Source organism: Kiloniella sp., assembly GCF_965205715.1.
In the GTDB taxonomy this organism is placed as follows: domain Bacteria; phylum Pseudomonadota; class Alphaproteobacteria; order Kiloniellales; family Kiloniellaceae; genus Kiloniella.
Genome location: NZ_CBDBHW010000012.1, coordinates 1 through 16,267 on the forward strand (window position 1 = coordinate 1; position 16,267 = coordinate 16,267).

The following is a 16,267-nucleotide window of genomic DNA, read 5'->3' on the forward strand; positions in this document are numbered from 1 at the left end:
CGGTTTCCAAAAGCTCTTTAAGAGATCGTCCGAGACGATCAAGACGGATCACACAGAGGCTATCGCCAGGACGCGCAAAATCTATCAACGCACTCAATCCTGGACGTTCAAATTTTTTACCTGATATCACATCATCAAAAATGCGGATTGCGCCGATGGCCTCTAACCGGTCTTTCTGGCTTGATGCATCCTGATCAGCGGTTGACACACGAGTATAGCCGAGAATATCGCCTTTTCTTTTCATAAGTCCTGTCTTTTTAATGATCCATTTAGAGACGTCTTACCTGTCGCCAGGATCTTTATCCATTCAACAGTAAAAACTGTCTCTTTAATCGTCCCTATATTATACCTTGTCCCAAAATGATTAACAACATTTTAAGGACACATAATGGCAAGACGTCGCTTACTTTCCTCTTCTACTCGTGAGCTCTTTTTTGGAATACCCTCTGACACTTTATCTTTGGAGCAATTTTACGTTCTGGGAGAAGATGATCTTGATTTGGTCCATTCCCGGCGACGCCAAGAAAACCAACTCGGCTTGGCTATTCATCTGGCTCTTTTACGGCATCCTGGCCAAGGCTGGTATAACTCTACTGAACTCCCAGAGGCCGTTGTTCATTGGCTCTGTGAGCAAATACGTGTATCGCCCTCAGTTCTATCAAATTATGGCATGCGTGAAGCCACACAGACCATGCACCGCAATCAGGCAATGCAGCATCTTGGCCTTAGAGCCTTCACGCAAACTGGTTTTGATACTGCTTTGGAATATGCCACCAAAGCAGCTTTTGGTACGGATGATGGTCGGACTATCATGGCGCTTCTCCTGGAAGATATACGCAAAGCACAACTGGTTTTACCTAGCGTTGATACATTGGAACGGATCGGAATAGCCGGCCGTGCTCGAGCACGGCGTTTATCAGCACAGGCATTGAATGATGATTTGAGTGAAAGTCAGAAAGTAACACTCAATTGCCTTCTCAAAAATGACACCAGTCTTGGTCTCTCACGGTTGGCTTGGTTGCGCGGTATGCCACATTCAACAAGCGTGGCAAGTATGCTGGCTTTACTTGAACGTCTAACATTTGTTCGCTCGCTTGAGTTGCCAAGCGCACTTGGACAGAACATTCATCCGGATCGTCTTAAAAAATTTGCACGAGAGGGGATGGTGGCACCAACTCAATTACTCAGTGATTTCGGAGAGCGCCGACGAATTGCCACCTTGGCAGCTCAACTGGCAGAATTGAACATTGTGTTAACGGATGCCTCTATTGCAACATTTGAACGTCTAACCGGGCAGCTCTTTACCAGGTCAAAACGAAAACAAGATCTAACCTGGCAAACTAAACAGTCTCAGGTTGGGCGCCTGATGCGCCTCTTTGGAGGAACAATTGATGCTATGGAATTAGCGCGAGAAAACGGTAAGGATCCCTTTGAGGCGTTAGACGAAATGATTGGCTGGGAACGCCTTATAAAATCCAGGCCCGAGATAGACGCACTTGGTGATATGGCAACACAGGACCCTCTTTTCCTTGCTTCCAAACGCTATACTCAACTTAGAAAATTCGCCCCTGCATTTCTCAAAGCTTTCACTTTCAACGTCCCTCAAGCAGGAGCAGACTTAAATGCTGCACTGGAACTTTTGAAAGAACATAATAGTACGGGCAAACGTAAACTACCGGATATCGTCCCCATGCCATTCTCAGCAAAACATTGGAAGCCCTTGATCTTTGAGGATGGAAAACCCAAACGACGTGTTTATGAAACCGCTGTGATAGCAACCCTGAGGGATCGTCTCAGAGCAGGCGATGCATGGGTTGAAGGTAGTCGGGATTATCGCCCGTTTGATGCATACCTTGTCCCAAAGTCGGAAGCCGTGAAAATTATGGATAAGGCCGGCCTACAGACCAATAAGTGGGCATGGCTAACTGAACGCAAGGATCTGTTGCGTCGTCGTTTGCATGAAGTGGAACACAAGCTTGTTCGTGGCCAGCTTGAGGGTGTCCGGATAGAAAAAGGAGAATTGAAAATCACCCCACACGAACCAGTCACTCCTCCTGAGGCTGAACAATTAGATCGTGCTATTGATGCTATAATGCCACGGATCCAAATTACGGATCTTTTGTGGGATGTCGTGAATAAGACAAGCTTTCTGGATGCATTTACAGATTTACGTTCAGGACGACCTCACCCTAACCCAACAGCAGTACTCGCTTCTATATTGGCAGGAGCAACCAACCTTGGCTTAGAACGTATGGCTTTGGCATCAAAGGATTTAACTCACGCGCAGTTATCCTGGGCATCCGCCTGGAATCTTCGACCAGAAACATATACTGATGCACTGGCCCGGATTATTGATGCCCATCATAATTTACCGTTCTCGCAGGTATGGGGAACGGCTCAACATACATCCTCTGATGCTCAGTTTTTCGCATCCGGTCGCAATTCCGGGGAGATTAATGCCAAATACGGGCCCGATCCTGGTCTCAAAATATATTCCTTTCTCTCGGGCCAATATGGATCGTTTAATTCAAACGTGATCGGGGCCACATCAGGGGAAGCTCCATTCGTTTTGGATGGTCTGGTGGGTAATGCTGCCCAATTTAATCCGCTTGTCCATTATGTTGATACCGGCGGCGTTTCAGATCATGTTTTTGCTCTTTTCTATCTTCTGGGGCTCAGTTTGGCTCCACGCCTCAGAGATTTTCCGCATCGACGCCTGGCATGCTTTGGAAAAGCTAATGAATGGAAAGGGCTTGCTTTGATCATGGGAAAGCCAATTAATGAAGACGTTATTATGGGTCATTGGGATGATGCTATCAGGTTAGCCGCCAGTGCCAAAAATGGTACCGTAAAGCCCTCTGCAATGTTGAAGAAATTAGGTGCATATCGACAACAAAATCGTCTTTACCTTGCCTTGAGTGAAATTGGACGCATTGAACGTACACTGTTTATGCTGGACTGGATGGAAAACCCCAAATTGCGCATGGAATGCCAGGGAGGATTAAACAAGGGAGAAGCTCGCCACTCCCTTGCAACCGCTATTTTTGCTCATTCGCAAGGTCGGATCCGCGACCTCTCTCCAGCTGCTCAACAGAAACGTGCTATGGCGCTCAACCTTGTTATAGCGGCCACCGTATACTGGAATACACAGTACATGGATAAAGCCACAAAACATCTTCAACGGGCTGGAAAACTGCCAAACTGTAGAGCGTCAACCACTTTGTCCGGTTGCGTCAACCACCTTGGCCGCTTTTGATGCGGCTGTGATCTGACGTTTATTTACGATGCTTCAGGCATATTTTTCACCTTTTTGTTTGTGGTTTTCCGCAACATTTTTTTGAGATTTTGGGCGGCTTCCCATTGTCTGTAGCTGTCGATATTCATCTCAAGAATGGTTGAGTGGTGAACAAGACGATCGATTGCTGCAACGGTCATGGCCTTATCTTGAAAAATATTGTCCCATCCGCTAAAAGGTTGATTGGCAGCAATTGCAATACTTCGGTACTCATATCGTCTGGCGATCAATTCAAAGAGCACGGATGTTTCAGATATATCCCTTTGTGCATAGGTAATATCATCGAGAATGATGAGATCAAATTTATCGAGTTTTGCGAGGGCGTTTTCGAGCATAAGTTCACGTCTGGCAGCCTGGAGTTTTTGCACCAGATCACTGGTTTGCGTATAGAGCACACGGTATCCAGCCTCTATAAGAGCATAACCTACGGCGCATAGGAGATGAGTTTTTCCTCCCCCTGAATTTCCAATGGCAATCAGATTTGCTCTTGCGTCAATCCAGTCACCGGCAGACAAGGCTTCGACCTGCGCCTTTTTCACGTTAGGCAGCCGCTTGAAGTTAAAAGTGGCCAGAGTTTTTCCGCCCAGCAGGTTTGATGCGTTGAGATGGCGTTGAATGCGTCGCGTGTCCCTTTCGGCCAATTCATATTCGGCCAAAACGGCAAGGAACCTGGCTGCTGACCAGCCCTCCTTGTCGGATTGGATTGCGATATCTTGCCAGTGTTTGTGAAAGCTGGGTAATCGTAAGTCAGTTAGCATAAGAGGCAGCTTGTGCTGATCCACTTCAATGTTTGTCATGCCCGATCCTCCAACAGAGTATCAAAGACTGATAATGAAGGTTGAACCACGGGAATATCAGGAGGTAAATCCGTGTTCTTTTTTGTGATATTCAGCTTAAGTTTTTTTGCGCAAGGTAGCCTTCCTGCATTGATTTCTCTCGAAATCAGGTGCGCGACTTCGGCCTCACAAGCCTCTTCGTGCGCAAGGAAAAGTATCCCAACCATCTGACGACACGCATCTCTGCGGGACAACTTTTTCTGAAACAATGTCCAGGCCAGGGAGTACTCGGTTCTTGGAAAAATACTGTCACGATAAATAGAATTGGCGAGTGCCTGAGGTTTACGTTTGAGAGCATGAATGACGTGATGATAATTGATAACATGAATGCGGGGGCCTTTGCCGTGCCCCCGCTCACGAGAATGGCTGACGACATGAGTGCTGCCTAGATAGGCTTCTATCCGGTTATCGTAAATATGGACACGCAAGCGTTGACCAATTAGGCGAGAAGGGGCGCTATAAAAAACCTGCTTAACTAAAAAACCACTTGTTTTGGTAACTCTCGACACGACTTCAGTGTAATCTGTTGTTCGCCGAGGAGGTAACGCCTTGAGAGATTTCAACTCTGTTTGGATATCTTGGTCACGATGTTTGTTCCGTCTAGCAATCAGCTCGTCCAAAAATCGCCGATACTCATCCAAAGTGTCAAAGTCATTACTGCCACGCAAAATCAGGGCCTGCTTTATCGCAGTCTTAAGGTGACCGTGGTGAGATTCAATGGCACCGTTCTCGTGTGATTCCCCTCTGTTATTTCGACTGGCCTCCATACCGTAGTGCTCAACAAAAGCAGAATAACGTTTGGTAATGTCCTCCTTTTCCTCAACGCTCAAATTCCGAAAGGCCGCAGACAGGCTGTCGGTCCGGTGGTTTTCAGGAGCGCCCCCCAAGGACCAAAGCGCATTTTGTAAGTTCTCCGCAAGGGCTGTAAAACTCTCACCGCCAAGTACGACCCCAACATGTTCCCATCGGCTATATACCAGAACAAAATGATAGAGCCGATGCACCAAAGGATCTCCTGCAATGGTAATACTTAAGTCGGCTGCATCCGTGAAATCTGATTGGCCCATGTAACCCGGCTCAGGTGTTTGCCTGAAAATGATATCCTTTTCAGGGCCATTCAGAGCCCGCCATCCCCGAACTCGGCGCTCTAACGTGCGCTTGACACGGTCATCGGGAAAACGGAGCGGATAGAGGCTCTGTATGTGGCGCAACAAAGTAATGGGTTTGACCGAGTTGTCTTTATCCAAAATGGGAAGGATGTCCTTATCCCAGATATCTTCAAGCGGATCAGAAACTGTTCGCCCTCGCTTTATATTGCGTTGTGACGGTAAAGTCGCATCAACGTAAAATCGGCGGGCCGTGCGTTCGCTAAACCCTGCGCGGGCAGCGGCGGTTCGTTGACCATGAGTTTTTCTATCTGTCATGTAAAGTCTCAGTTGTTCATCTGTGATAAATTTATACGGCAAACAGGTTCCTCCAATTACATCTAGAGGTTCCTAATTTATCAACTCACAGCAGCTTGTAACTAACACCAAATTAAGCCTTGGCCGGTGGATCTGATTATCAAACGGGCACGCCCTTTTTAATGATCAGATCCACCGGCCAAGGTGGTTGTCGCAACCGGCCAAGGTTATTGTCGCTGAACAGCCAAACCCAGATTTACTCAAACACGTCTCACCTCTGGGCTGGGAACATATTAATCTGTCTGGTGATTTCGATTGGTATTCTGGAGCTGCGGAACGAGTAAATGTCCGGCCGCTGAACATCATAAACGCGAGAAAGTGGAATTCATGATACTAAAAGACATAAATTCTCGCTTTGTTCCTCCTTAGGGTAATTCTACGAACAAACCATGCGATGACGCCTTACATGTGACATATTGCTACTTATTTTTAGGTAACGTGGGGGTGATTACAACATTTCGGCCTTCTTTTGAAAGCTTGATTACACCAATTTTTTCTAATTCCCGAAAAATTGGACCAAGGTTAGAGGCATGAGAATTCATCCTTAGAGCAATCTCTTTAATATTTAAAGAACACCTAAATCCAACCTGGTCCGTAAACTCAGAAATAAGAACAAGAGCATTCACCATCTTTGGACCATAACTAGGCGGCAACCGAGTATCAGCAACTATAAAGTCCTGAAGATGACCAAAGAGTGGTCGCCATTCTACCTCGAACAACTCAATTTTCCCTGCTTTATTAGATGTTTTATTATAGGTATTTTCAAATTCTCCGCCTACTGAGCTTGATTTTTTTAGCCTATTTTCAGATCTTCTGCCCACCAAGTCCCCACCATCGTATTCAAACCGGCTACCATCAGATAACCGCCAGTGATCAGGGGAGAGAGGGGTGATAACCATGCGATTACCATGACCCCCAGCAAAATCTCTTCTAATGATATTTAACTTCTCAAGCGACACTAAAGTAGCCTGTAACCCTGTAGCAGCAACGCCAAGCTCTCTCGCAACATCCGCAGAACACAAGTTAGAAGATTCATTAAAGCCGCCACCCCTTGCATTAACAACAGACATTATAGCGAAAGCCTTGAACCTTTTTGTGGTGGGAAGATTTACCTTACAAAAATTTTGTAATAGCGCAAAAACATGGAAGCTCCACCAGTCAAAATTATTATTATTTGACATTCAAAATTCATGACGTATAGTGAGAATGAATAAACACGGGTACACGACGCTTATTACGCCTTTGACAAAGATACGCCGACATGATGTCATGTACAGAACCTTTCGTTACAAAGCAAAAAACAAGGTTAAAGGGATAGAATAGAACTATTAAAATATCGTGTAAAATCAGTATTTTCGTATTGGATTAACGGCACTTCTCCGCTTTGTTGAGTAGAAAAAGATGCCGACCGCCAAGTAACCTGTTGATATGTATGGTTTCTGATAACTTTACATAGAGCAGGTATATGACAATCAACATCTCGCAGCATATTTTAGGCCTCAAAGGGCAACGTGTAAATGAAATTAAACTGGATGACGGCGGTGTTAAGATTGTCATTCACTGCAGCCGAGACGCGCGTAGGAGGGCTATAGACCCTGCTACAGGCCAGAAGGGAAGCATCAACCAGCATGTCCGCCGACAAGTAAACGACATCCCCCTTTTTGGGTATCCTTGTGTGGTCGAGATTGAGCTGGCGCAGGTTTATATTAACAAGGGCGAACGCCGCATTGAGGGGTGTGATTTTGTTGATAAAGGGTGCCGTTTCACTCACCGATTTTGCCGACTGATCAGTGGATTATGTCGGCATATGTCTATTCAAGCGGTTTCCAGACATTTGGATATACGATGGGAAACGGTCAAGAATATCGACAGGGCATACCTTATTGAAACTCTCCCTACGCTTGATCCTGCAGAGCTAACTGGCTTGGAATATATTGGTGTAGATGAAGTTGCCCGGGCGAAAGGTCATGACTACATGACGGTGGTCTACGATATGGTTGGCGGTCATCTGATCTGGGTTGAAGCAGGCCGAACTGCCGAGGTTTTTTCAAGGTTTTTGAAACAACTGCAACCAGATACAGCCTGCAAAATAAAGGCCGTAGCGATGGATATGGGGCCTGCCTACCAAAAGGCTGTCAGAGAGTCCTTGCCGTTGGCCGACATAGTATTTGACCGTTTCCACGTCATGAAAAACTACAGCAAAGCTATCCATAATCAGCGTCGACTTGAGTTCAGAAAGGCCGATCCAAGTGGTAAAGAGTTGATGAAAGGGACACATTATCTGTTGCTCAAAAATGCGGATAAGTTGAGTGAAAAACAAAGTGACAAGCTGCAAAGGTTGCTGGAGAGCAATAGCAACCTGAATGCACTTTACGTCTTGAAAGAACAGCTTCAGCTGCTGTGGAGTGCCGCTTCATTTGAGGCGATGGCGGAGCAACTGGAACGTTGGTGCCTGATAGCAGATCAGTCACAGATGCTCTATCTAAAAAAGTTCGCGAAATCCCTACGGAAACATTGTGTGGGCATCTGCAACTACGCCAAACACAAGCTCACAAGCGCCAGGATAGAGGCTGGTAATGTCAGTATAGGAATGATCCGTAAGCGAGCCAGAGGCATCAAGGATACCGAATACTTCAAACTCAAAATTAGACAATCATCCATTCCAGATAATCAATCTATGCTCTATTTGAAATCCTAAATCTACTCAACAAAGCGGAGAAGTGCCTAAAATATAAAAGAAAATGGCATTCCGTTATAAATATACCTTATTGATTTTAAAACCATAATTGGAAACATAGCTTTTCTCTATGCGATAGACACAAAGAGTTATCTCGTAAAAATATAAGTGAAATTAATTTGAATTATGAATGTTCAGTTACACTGAACCTGAAAGAATCGATAACCCTAACAAAGGACCTCAATATCCAACGACTTGATCACCGACGAAAGAGGCTCCATCGGAAGACTGTCCGTAACCAGCGTATCGATTTGAGAAAGGTGACCTAAACGAACCAAAGCATTTCGGCCATATTTACTGCTATCCGCAACCAAAAGAGTATGCCGGGCGTTCTCAATAATAGTTTGAGAAACCCTCACACCACCATAATCATAATCGAGTAGGCTCCCGTCTTCATCGATACCACCTACCGCAATAATGCCGTAATCAGCTCGGAATTGGCGGAAAAAATCGATCGTCGCCTCCCCGATAATACTGCGATCCAGACTCCGGACCACACCACCCGCAACAATGATTTCAAAACTGGGGTTAGGACTCATAATGTGCGCAACGCTGAGGCTATTGGTAATAACCCGCAAACCTGTGTGGCCCATTAATGCATGAGCAACACTTTCGTTGGTGGTCCCCATATTAATAAATATAGAGGCGTTATTTGGGATCTCTTTTGCAACAAGTTGAGCAATCCCTTCTTTCTCTTGGGCATTGATCCCTTGGCGTTGTGTATAGTCAAGGTTAAGGACTGAAGAGCTGAAACTCGCGCCGCCATGAAAACGATTTAAGAGTTTGGTATCACAAAGCTCGTTGATATCCCGTCGTATCGTTTGTGTTGTCACAGAGAAGTCTTGCGCCAATGTTTCAATAGAAACAAAGCCCTGATCTTTTGCTAATTCAAGTATCTGCCGTTGGCGGCGACTTAAACTATCCAAATTCATTTAAACCTCTCCTCAACACACCTTTTAGCCGACTTTCCGGCAATTGGGCTTCGCTTTTACATGAACTCCTTAATGAAAGGAAGTCATGTTCACTTTACTTTCATAAACGAACATACGAAAGTAAAGATGAAAATCCAAGAGGAGCTCATAAGGAATCCGGCATGAATGATAAAAAATATATTCTTTCTATTGATCAAGGCACGACAAGTAGCCGGGCCATCGTCTTTGACAGCAAAGGCTCTAGCCTTGCAAAATCCCAAGAAGAGTTTCCCCAAATATTCCCCAATGATGGATGGGTAGAACATGATCCGGAAAACATTTGGTCCTCTACGCTAAACGTTTCTCAATCAGCCCTAAAAAGTGCCACTGATCAAGGTGTTAGTATCGCGACCATTGGTATCACCAACCAACGAGAAACCACCGTTGTTTGGGATAGAACAACAGGAAAACCTATCTACAATGCTATTGTATGGCAAGACCGTCGGACAGCAGATCTTTGCGCTAAGTTGAAAGCTGATGGCTTGGAAGAAATGGTCACAGCCAAAACCGGCCTCTTACTCGATCCTTATTTTTCAGCCACCAAGATTGCTTGGATTCTTGATAACGTCGAGGGCGCCCGAGCAAAGGCAGAACGGGGAGAGTTGGCATTTGGTACGGTAGATTCGTTCCTACTTTGGCGATTAACTGGTGGCAAAGAACATGCAACCGACGTTACCAACGCCTCCCGCACGATGATCTTTGACATACACAAACTCGCTTGGGATGAAGAACTCCTCAAACTCTTCAACATTCCTGCATCCCTGCTCCCCGAAGTCAAAGAATGCGCTGCTGACTTTGGCATTACCGATCCTGAACTTTTTGGCAGCCCTCTTCCAATTCAAGGAATCGCTGGCGATCAACAAGCCGCGAGCTTTGGACAAACTTGTTTTGAACCGGGGGATATTAAAAGCACATACGGCACCGGGTGTTTTGTCCTCCTAAATACCGGCGAAAAGCCTCTCAGCTCCAAGAACAGACTATTAACCACCGTTGGTTATCGTGTAAACGGCAAGACGTCATACGCTATCGAAGGTGCGATCTTCATGTCTGGAGCTGCTGTCCAATGGCTGAGAGATGGCCTCAAAATCATCCAGTCTGCCAGTGAGACCGAAGCCTTGGCAAAAAGCATTCCCGACAACAAAGGCGTTTATCTTGTCCCCGCGTTTACCGGCTTAGGCGCACCTTATTGGGATCCTCATGCCCGCGGCTCTATATATGGCCTCACCCGCGACAGTGGCCCAGCTGAAATTGTTCGCGCTACCCTTGAAGCCGTTTGCTACCAAACCCGCGATCTATTTGAAGCAATGGCCGACGATGGCATGACACCGAACGCGCTGCGTGTTGATGGTGGTATGGTTGCCAATGACTGGGCCATGCAATTCCTGTCCGACACTCTGAACCTTCAGGTTAATCGCCCGGCCGTTGCCGAGACAACATCTCTAGGAGCTGCATATTTGGCCGGATTACAGCATGGAATTTATTCATCACTCGATGACATCAAACAAAATTGGGCTTTAGACCATCGGTTTGAGCCTGAGATGTCAGAGCAAACTCGGGCCCAAAATCTTCAGGGATGGGATCTGGCCATCAAGCGTACACGTCACCAATAGTTCAATAGTTCAATAGTTCAATAGACGCATAAGACAAAAGGCCCTGTCAGTTGACAGGGCCTTTTTCATTTACTGAGAAATCACTTAAATTTGAGGCTATTTTTGTGCCCAGGAACCGTTTTCAAGAAGAAACCATGTTCCAGCTGGCGCTTTTGCCATCATCTGCTTCGCGTAGACTTGGCCGACCTGCTGAGCTGTAACGCCCTCTTTCGCAGCACGTTGTTGATAAATCTTTGAGCGTTGGGCATTTACGGACGAGACAAATTCTGAAGCAGAACCGTCTCTGGCTACAGCAAGCCCGTCATATTTTTCCCCCACAGCACCGGAACGTCTCAAACTATCAAGATCAGCAGACCAAGCAGATGGGACAACTGACAAGACCGCAAGCGCAATAAACAGAACCCTTAACATTTTCATGCTTTGTAGAACCATTGTTTCAGTTTCCTCCACCGACTAACTAAAAGAGAGTCGGGTTATTGTTAATATCGTCTTTGGCCTGATCTTCCAGACGCACCCGAACTTCGGCATCCAGTTTAATATTCAGGTTGATCGTAATCGGCTCTTGAGGTGCTTCGACTTTTACAGTCGGGGCACAAGCCTGAAGGCCAAGAGTTACAGCGGTCAATATCAATAACCGCTGACACAAATTATCATTCAGAAGGCCATGCAAGGCGCGATCCTTTTGTAAAAGTAATTTAATTCAATAGAAGAATAACCGTCTAAATAAGGCAAGGGAAAGGCATAATGAAAACGACACCGCTATTTAGGGACTTATGCTGTTACTATTTTACTCTCAACGGTTTTTCATAAAGCCAGAAATTAATCCTTGCGAGATCTGCTGCCCTTTCAAGAGGACATCTAATAAAGGCTCGATCCTTGTTTCAAGATTAATATTCAGCCTGAATGGATGACCATCCAGGACATCCTTGTTGGCCCCACTTATACCAAGGCGAACTTGGGCCGCACCATTTAGAGGCTTATCGATATCAAGAGACAATTCTGTATAATCAAAATTTTGAAGAGCTTTGATAAGAAGCTCAACCTGTTCCCCGCCCGAGGCTAAAGCATTGGCGATGGCCTGAGATCTAATTTGCAACACTCCCGGCCCCTCTGTCGCCAAGTGTCCCGCCTTAATAACCACATGATCATCTTCAATTGTTATTGGAATTTGTCCGGAGAGGCGACCTGTCCCACTGAGATCATCTCTTCCAATTAAAGCAAAAAGCTCTTTTACATCCAGCTTATCAACCTGAATTTCAATGTTCTGTTTTTTGGCAAGAATTTGAAACACATCGGGCCTTAGACTGATCTGTCCGCCCGTAATCATTAAACCCGCACCACGAAGATCTATGACGGGTTGTTCCTGCTCAAGAAAAGCTCCAAACAACAACTCGATATCGGTAATAGGGACCCCCGCATCCAGCGCCTTAACTTTCAAACTCTGTCCGGGAGGTAAAGTCGGGGCCGTTACGCCCTGAAAGAAAAACCGTCCTGCAAGACCGCTAATCGGTAAATCACTGATTATTGCATCGGTGATATCAACATTTATGTAACCATGGCCATCGGGTTTTCCTTTTTCCAACTTGATTTCAGCGTGACCAGAAAATGTTCCATTTTCCACTTTCACCTCAGATAATGCGGGAGAAAAAGTCGTGGGCTGAACACCTCCATCTGTAAATAAGATTGTTGGAATAACAACATCAAACTCACCATCGAGAGTTTCTGGCACGAAGCTCCCCTCAACAGCCAAAATGGTTGCCCCCTTCAGAAGCCCTACCTTTCCACTTAAATCCACCTTTCGAAGATTACCCGCCCCCTCTGCTGAGAATTGAACCTGAGGCAAACCCAAGCTCTCATCAACTGATCGGACAGTCCCGGACAAGGCCATATCGACAGGAACATCAGATTTATTCTGGGGCAACCCATGTGGTGTAAAAGGTGTTACGAGTGCATTCGATATATCTGTAAATTCGAGCTGAATATCGGGCAACGAAGCTTTATCAATTGTGGCACTTCTCCGCTTTGTTGAGTAGAAAAAGATGCCGACCGCCAAGTAACCTGTTGATATGTATGGTTTCTGATAACTTTACATAGAGCAGGTATATGACAATCAACATCTCGCAGCATATTTTAGGCCTCAAAGGGCAACGTGTAAATGAAATTAAACTGGATGACGGCGGTGTTAAGATTGTCATTCACTGCAGCCGAGACGCGCGTAGGAGGGCTATAGACCCTGCTACAGGCCAGAAGGGAAGCATCAACCAGCATGTCCGCCGACAAGTAAACGACATCCCCCTTTTTGGGTATCCTTGTGTGGTCGAGATTGAGCTGGCGCAGGTTTATATTAACAAGGGCGAACGCCGCATTGAGGGGTGTGATTTTGTTGATAAAGGGTGCCGTTTCACTCACCGATTTTGCCGACTGATCAGTGGATTATGTCGGCATATGTCTATTCAAGCGGTTTCCAGACATTTGGATATACGATGGGAAACGGTCAAGAATATCGACAGGGCATACCTTATTGAAACTCTCCCTACGCTTGATCCTGCAGAGCTAACTGGCTTGGAATATATTGGTGTAGATGAAGTTGCCCGGGCGAAAGGTCATGACTACATGACGGTGGTCTACGATATGGTTGGCGGTCATCTGATCTGGGTTGAAGCAGGCCGAACTGCCGAGGTTTTTTCAAGGTTTTTGAAACAACTGCAACCAGATACAGCCTGCAAAATAAAGGCCGTAGCGATGGATATGGGGCCTGCCTACCAAAAGGCTGTCAGAGAGTCCTTGCCGTTGGCCGACATAGTATTTGACCGTTTCCACGTCATGAAAAACTACAGCAAAGCTATCCATAATCAGCGTCGACTTGAGTTCAGAAAGGCCGATCCAAGTGGTAAAGAGTTGATGAAAGGGACACATTATCTGTTGCTCAAAAATGCGGATAAGTTGAGTGAAAAACAAAGTGACAAGCTGCAAAGGTTGCTGGAGAGCAATAGCAACCTGAATGCACTTTACGTCTTGAAAGAACAGCTTCAGATGCTGTGGAGTGCCGCTTCATTTGAGGCGATGGCGGAGCAACTGGAACGTTGGTGCCTGATAGCAGATCAGTCACAGATGCTCTATCTAAAAAAGTTCGCGAAATCCCTACGGAAACATTGTGTGGGCATCTGCAACTACGCCAAACACAAGCTCACAAGCGCCAGGATAGAGGCTGGTAATGTCAGTATAGGAATGATCCGTAAGCGAGCCAGAGGCATCAAGGATACCGAATACTTCAAACTCAAAATTAGACAATCATCCATTCCAGATAATCAATCTATGCTCTATTTGAAATCCTAAATCTACTCAACAAAGCGGAGAAGTGCCTATTTTCTAATTGTATTTCGTTGTTTTCATTGATTTATTTTCCAGTGCGAATCAAATAATTCGCTTTGGAATCAAGATTTAATTTTCGAGGGCTCTTGCCTCATCTGTGAGCATAACTGGAATACCATCACGGATGGGATATGCGAGTTTTGCCTGCCTGGAAATAAGTTCCTGTTTTTCTGCGTCATACTCTAACGGGCCCTTGGTTTCAGGGCAGACGAGTATTTCTAACAGTTTTCTGTCGACGCGGGGCTTTGTGCTCATGTTGTGTCCACTTAGTATGTAATATCTGTTCGATTGATAGAGTTATTGTCTGGCAAATTTTTGACTTTTTTGATGCACAGCCATATCCATGATTGTTTCCATGATATTGGCGCGTTCATCCAGAGTAGCTGCTTCTAATATCGCCTGCTTCTCGGCTGCTGAAAAGGGACAAATCATCGCAAGTGTATTCACAAGCCGATAGTTACTCGTGTGTTCGATAGCTTTCCAGTCGGCATCTATAGAGTTTGTATCAAAATAGGCTTTCAAGCTCCGGAGTAGTTTGTCTCTATCGATGTCATCTTTGCCACTTTCCCCTGTGTCGGCACGAAAGTTACTGTAGTCACAGATCGCATTTCTATAGCCAAAACCATTGGTGGTTTCACTGGTGAGAGAAAAGCGTATGATACCCTGAAGCGAAATTAGATATCGACCATCATCTGTTTCCATGAAGGATGTTATCCGGCCGAGACAGCCTATTTTATATAGATGGGCGGTGCCTTCGTCTTCTGAAGGCTGACTTGGTTGTATCATGCCAATATATCTGGAGTTTCCGAGTGCCTGATCAACCATTGTCAAATATCGAGGCTCAAAGATATTGAGGGGTAAAGTTCCCCCGGGTAAAAGAAGCGCGCCTCCCAAGGGGAATATTGGGATTTCCCTTGGGAGTTCATCAAATTTGGGATCGAAGTTAACGCCTGTCATGTCAATTCCTAGCTATTAGGTGCTTGTTTAACTTCGCAGACATCTTCTACCCGATAGGGGATTTAACAAAATAATAGAGAAGAAAGTCGGTTGCGAGCCTTAACTGTCATTGGATCTGTCATACCCCAGGCTTCGAAAAATTGCAGGAGTTGAATACGTGCTGCATCTTCATTCCAGCTACGGTCAGTTTTGATAATGTGGAGTAAATGATCCGCAGCCTCTTCATGATTTCCTTCTGCCTGGAGCGCCAAGGCTAAATCAAATCTTGTTTGGTTATCTGACTGGTCCTGCTCGATTTTTCTTCTCAACTCCAGGATCTCTTCGTTATCGAGACTCTGTGAGGCCAATTCCAGCTTGGCGATGATAGCAGAAAAATCTGCCTTGGTCTTTAGCTCCTCGGGTAACTGATCAAAGAGGGCTTGTGCTTCTTCTGCCATGTCAGATGAAAGCTGGCATTCAAGCATACCGATAAGGGCTGGCTCATTATCTGGGAAGTGTTCCAGGATTTGACTGTATATGGACATCGCAGTCATAAAGTCTTGGTTTTCACGAACGGCGGCCGCCTGTTCAAGGGCATCGGCAACAGGATCTTTTTTGGCTCCACCAGTTTTTGCGACCAGGGTATCGATAAACTTTTTAATCTCGCTTGGGGGGAGTGCACCGTTAAATCCGTCTACGGGTTGGCCTTGGAAAAAAGCATAGACGGTAGGGACGGATTGAACGCGTAACTGCGAAGCCAGCATCTGATTTTCATCGATGTTAACTTTTACGAGTTTTACGGCCCCTTTGGCCGCTAGAACGGCACTTTCCAGTGCGGGCATCATTTGTTTGCACGGGCCGCACCAAGGCGCCCAAAAATCTACCAGAACAGGCTGATTCATAGATGTTTCCATAACATCTTTGGCAAAATCCTGTTGATTAGAATCCTTGATCAAATCCGCTGGCTGTTCTGGAGAGTTACCGATGAGTTCTTCCATGGTGTTTGCGTCCGTGTATTAAAATGGGCGTCCCTGATGCGGGGCAAAT

15 protein-coding genes are annotated in these 16,267 nt (G+C 45.7%); 4 read left to right on the forward strand and 11 right to left on the reverse strand.

Annotated features, from left to right (window positions below; all coding sequences use genetic code 11):
* Window positions 1-244: recombinase family protein (locus ACOGW3_RS10280; protein ID WP_419902886.1), on the reverse strand; the 244-nt coding region annotated here is incomplete at its 3' end.
* Between the two features lie 144 nt (window positions 245-388).
* Between ACOGW3_RS10280 and ACOGW3_RS10285 the strand changes: the two genes are divergently transcribed.
* The gene (locus ACOGW3_RS10285; RefSeq protein ID WP_419902887.1) at window positions 389-3,256 is read left to right on the forward strand and encodes a Tn3 family transposase; all 2,868 of its coding nucleotides are present in this window, start codon (window positions 389-391) and stop codon (window positions 3,254-3,256) included.
* 23 nt (window positions 3,257-3,279) lie between these two features.
* Here the strand turns inward: ACOGW3_RS10285 and istB are convergent, their stop codons facing one another.
* From istB to ACOGW3_RS10300, 3 genes are all read right to left on the reverse strand, one after another.
* Complete coding sequence (gene istB / locus ACOGW3_RS10290; protein WP_419901088.1) at window positions 3,280-4,092, reverse strand: IS21-like element helper ATPase IstB; 813 nt, start codon at window positions 4,090-4,092, stop codon at window positions 3,280-3,282.
* Window positions 4,089-5,597 (reverse strand): IS21 family transposase, encoded by a 1,509-nt coding sequence (gene istA, locus ACOGW3_RS10295; RefSeq protein ID WP_419902888.1) that lies wholly within the window; start codon window positions 5,595-5,597, stop codon window positions 4,089-4,091. Before istA ends, istB begins: the two co-directional genes overlap by 4 nt.
* A gap of 416 nt (window positions 5,598-6,013) precedes the next feature.
* Window positions 6,014-6,775 (reverse strand): hypothetical protein, encoded by a 762-nt coding sequence (locus ACOGW3_RS10300; RefSeq protein WP_419902889.1) that lies wholly within the window; start codon window positions 6,773-6,775, stop codon window positions 6,014-6,016.
* Between the two features lie 284 nt (window positions 6,776-7,059).
* On the opposite strand from ACOGW3_RS10300, the gene ACOGW3_RS10305 reads away from it, so the two are divergent.
* Window positions 7,060-8,292 carry an ISL3 family transposase gene (locus ACOGW3_RS10305; RefSeq protein WP_419901077.1) on the forward strand — a complete coding sequence of 411 codons (1,233 nt, stop codon included), beginning with the start codon at window positions 7,060-7,062 and terminating at the stop codon, window positions 8,290-8,292.
* Window positions 8,293-8,498: 206 nt separating this feature from the next.
* Here ACOGW3_RS10305 and ACOGW3_RS10310 read toward each other — a convergent pair whose 3' ends face one another.
* On the reverse strand, window positions 8,499-9,263 hold the full coding sequence (locus ACOGW3_RS10310; RefSeq protein WP_419902890.1) for a DeoR/GlpR family DNA-binding transcription regulator: 765 nt from the start codon (window positions 9,261-9,263) through the stop codon (window positions 8,499-8,501).
* Window positions 9,264-9,424: 161 nt separating this feature from the next.
* On the opposite strand from ACOGW3_RS10310, the gene glpK reads away from it, so the two are divergent.
* Window positions 9,425-10,912 (forward strand): glycerol kinase GlpK, encoded by a 1,488-nt coding sequence (gene glpK, locus ACOGW3_RS10315; protein ID WP_419902891.1) that lies wholly within the window; start codon window positions 9,425-9,427, stop codon window positions 10,910-10,912.
* Window positions 10,913-11,008: 96 nt separating this feature from the next.
* Here the strand turns inward: glpK and ACOGW3_RS10320 are convergent, their stop codons facing one another.
* From ACOGW3_RS10320 to ACOGW3_RS10330, 3 genes are all read right to left on the reverse strand, one after another.
* On the reverse strand, window positions 11,009-11,344 hold the full coding sequence (locus ACOGW3_RS10320; protein WP_419902892.1) for a YdbL family protein: 336 nt from the start codon (window positions 11,342-11,344) through the stop codon (window positions 11,009-11,011).
* 25 nt (window positions 11,345-11,369) lie between these two features.
* Complete coding sequence (locus ACOGW3_RS10325) at window positions 11,370-11,537, reverse strand: YnbE family lipoprotein (protein WP_419902893.1); 168 nt, start codon at window positions 11,535-11,537, stop codon at window positions 11,370-11,372.
* Between the two features lie 168 nt (window positions 11,538-11,705).
* Window positions 11,706-12,902, reverse strand: a complete 1,197-nt coding sequence (locus tag ACOGW3_RS10330; RefSeq protein WP_419902894.1) for an intermembrane phospholipid transport protein YdbH family protein — start codon at window positions 12,900-12,902, stop codon at window positions 11,706-11,708.
* Window positions 12,903-13,015: 113 nt separating this feature from the next.
* Between ACOGW3_RS10330 and ACOGW3_RS10335 the strand changes: the two genes are divergently transcribed.
* Window positions 13,016-14,248: an ISL3 family transposase gene (locus tag ACOGW3_RS10335; protein WP_419902895.1), complete on the forward strand. Its 1,233-nt coding sequence runs from the start codon at window positions 13,016-13,018 to the stop codon at window positions 14,246-14,248.
* 105 nt (window positions 14,249-14,353) lie between these two features.
* Here the strand turns inward: ACOGW3_RS10335 and ACOGW3_RS10340 are convergent, their stop codons facing one another.
* The 3 genes from ACOGW3_RS10340 to ACOGW3_RS10350 all read right to left on the reverse strand — a co-directional run bounded on the left by ACOGW3_RS10340 (window position 14,354) and on the right by ACOGW3_RS10350 (window position 16,218).
* On the reverse strand, window positions 14,354-14,539 hold the full coding sequence (locus ACOGW3_RS10340) for a Trm112 family protein (protein WP_419902896.1): 186 nt from the start codon (window positions 14,537-14,539) through the stop codon (window positions 14,354-14,356).
* A 42-nt stretch (window positions 14,540-14,581) separates the two neighbouring features.
* Window positions 14,582-15,241 carry an LON peptidase substrate-binding domain-containing protein gene (locus ACOGW3_RS10345; protein WP_419902897.1) on the reverse strand — a complete coding sequence of 220 codons (660 nt, stop codon included), beginning with the start codon at window positions 15,239-15,241 and terminating at the stop codon, window positions 14,582-14,584.
* A gap of 62 nt (window positions 15,242-15,303) precedes the next feature.
* The gene (locus tag ACOGW3_RS10350; RefSeq protein ID WP_419902898.1) at window positions 15,304-16,218 is read right to left on the reverse strand and encodes a tetratricopeptide repeat protein; all 915 of its coding nucleotides are present in this window, start codon (window positions 16,216-16,218) and stop codon (window positions 15,304-15,306) included.
* Window positions 16,219-16,267: the final 49 nt, after the last annotated feature.

What these genes read in the sequence shown, in the direction of transcription:
- istB (WP_419901088.1), bottom strand. Translation starts at nt 4,092, where the DNA reads ATGACAAACATTGAAGTGGATCAGCACAAGCTGCCTCTTATGCTAACT.
- ACOGW3_RS10300 (WP_419902889.1), bottom strand. Translation starts at nt 6,775, where the DNA reads ATGTCAAATAATAATAATTTTGACTGGTGGAGCTTCCATGTTTTTGCG.
- ACOGW3_RS10340 (WP_419902896.1), bottom strand. Translation starts at nt 14,539, where the DNA reads ATGAGCACAAAGCCCCGCGTCGACAGAAAACTGTTAGAAATACTCGTC.
- glpK (WP_419902891.1), top strand. Translation starts at nt 9,425, where the DNA reads ATGAATGATAAAAAATATATTCTTTCTATTGATCAAGGCACGACAAGT.
- ACOGW3_RS10350 (WP_419902898.1), bottom strand. Translation starts at nt 16,218, where the DNA reads ATGGAAGAACTCATCGGTAACTCTCCAGAACAGCCAGCGGATTTGATC.
- ACOGW3_RS10310 (WP_419902890.1), bottom strand. Translation starts at nt 9,263, where the DNA reads ATGAATTTGGATAGTTTAAGTCGCCGCCAACGGCAGATACTTGAATTA.
- ACOGW3_RS10345 (WP_419902897.1), bottom strand. Translation starts at nt 15,241, where the DNA reads ATGACAGGCGTTAACTTCGATCCCAAATTTGATGAACTCCCAAGGGAA.
- ACOGW3_RS10305 (WP_419901077.1), top strand. Translation starts at nt 7,060, where the DNA reads ATGACAATCAACATCTCGCAGCATATTTTAGGCCTCAAAGGGCAACGT.
- ACOGW3_RS10320 (WP_419902892.1), bottom strand. Translation starts at nt 11,344, where the DNA reads ATGGTTCTACAAAGCATGAAAATGTTAAGGGTTCTGTTTATTGCGCTT.
- ACOGW3_RS10285 (WP_419902887.1), top strand. Translation starts at nt 389, where the DNA reads ATGGCAAGACGTCGCTTACTTTCCTCTTCTACTCGTGAGCTCTTTTTT.
- ACOGW3_RS10335 (WP_419902895.1), top strand. Translation starts at nt 13,016, where the DNA reads ATGACAATCAACATCTCGCAGCATATTTTAGGCCTCAAAGGGCAACGT.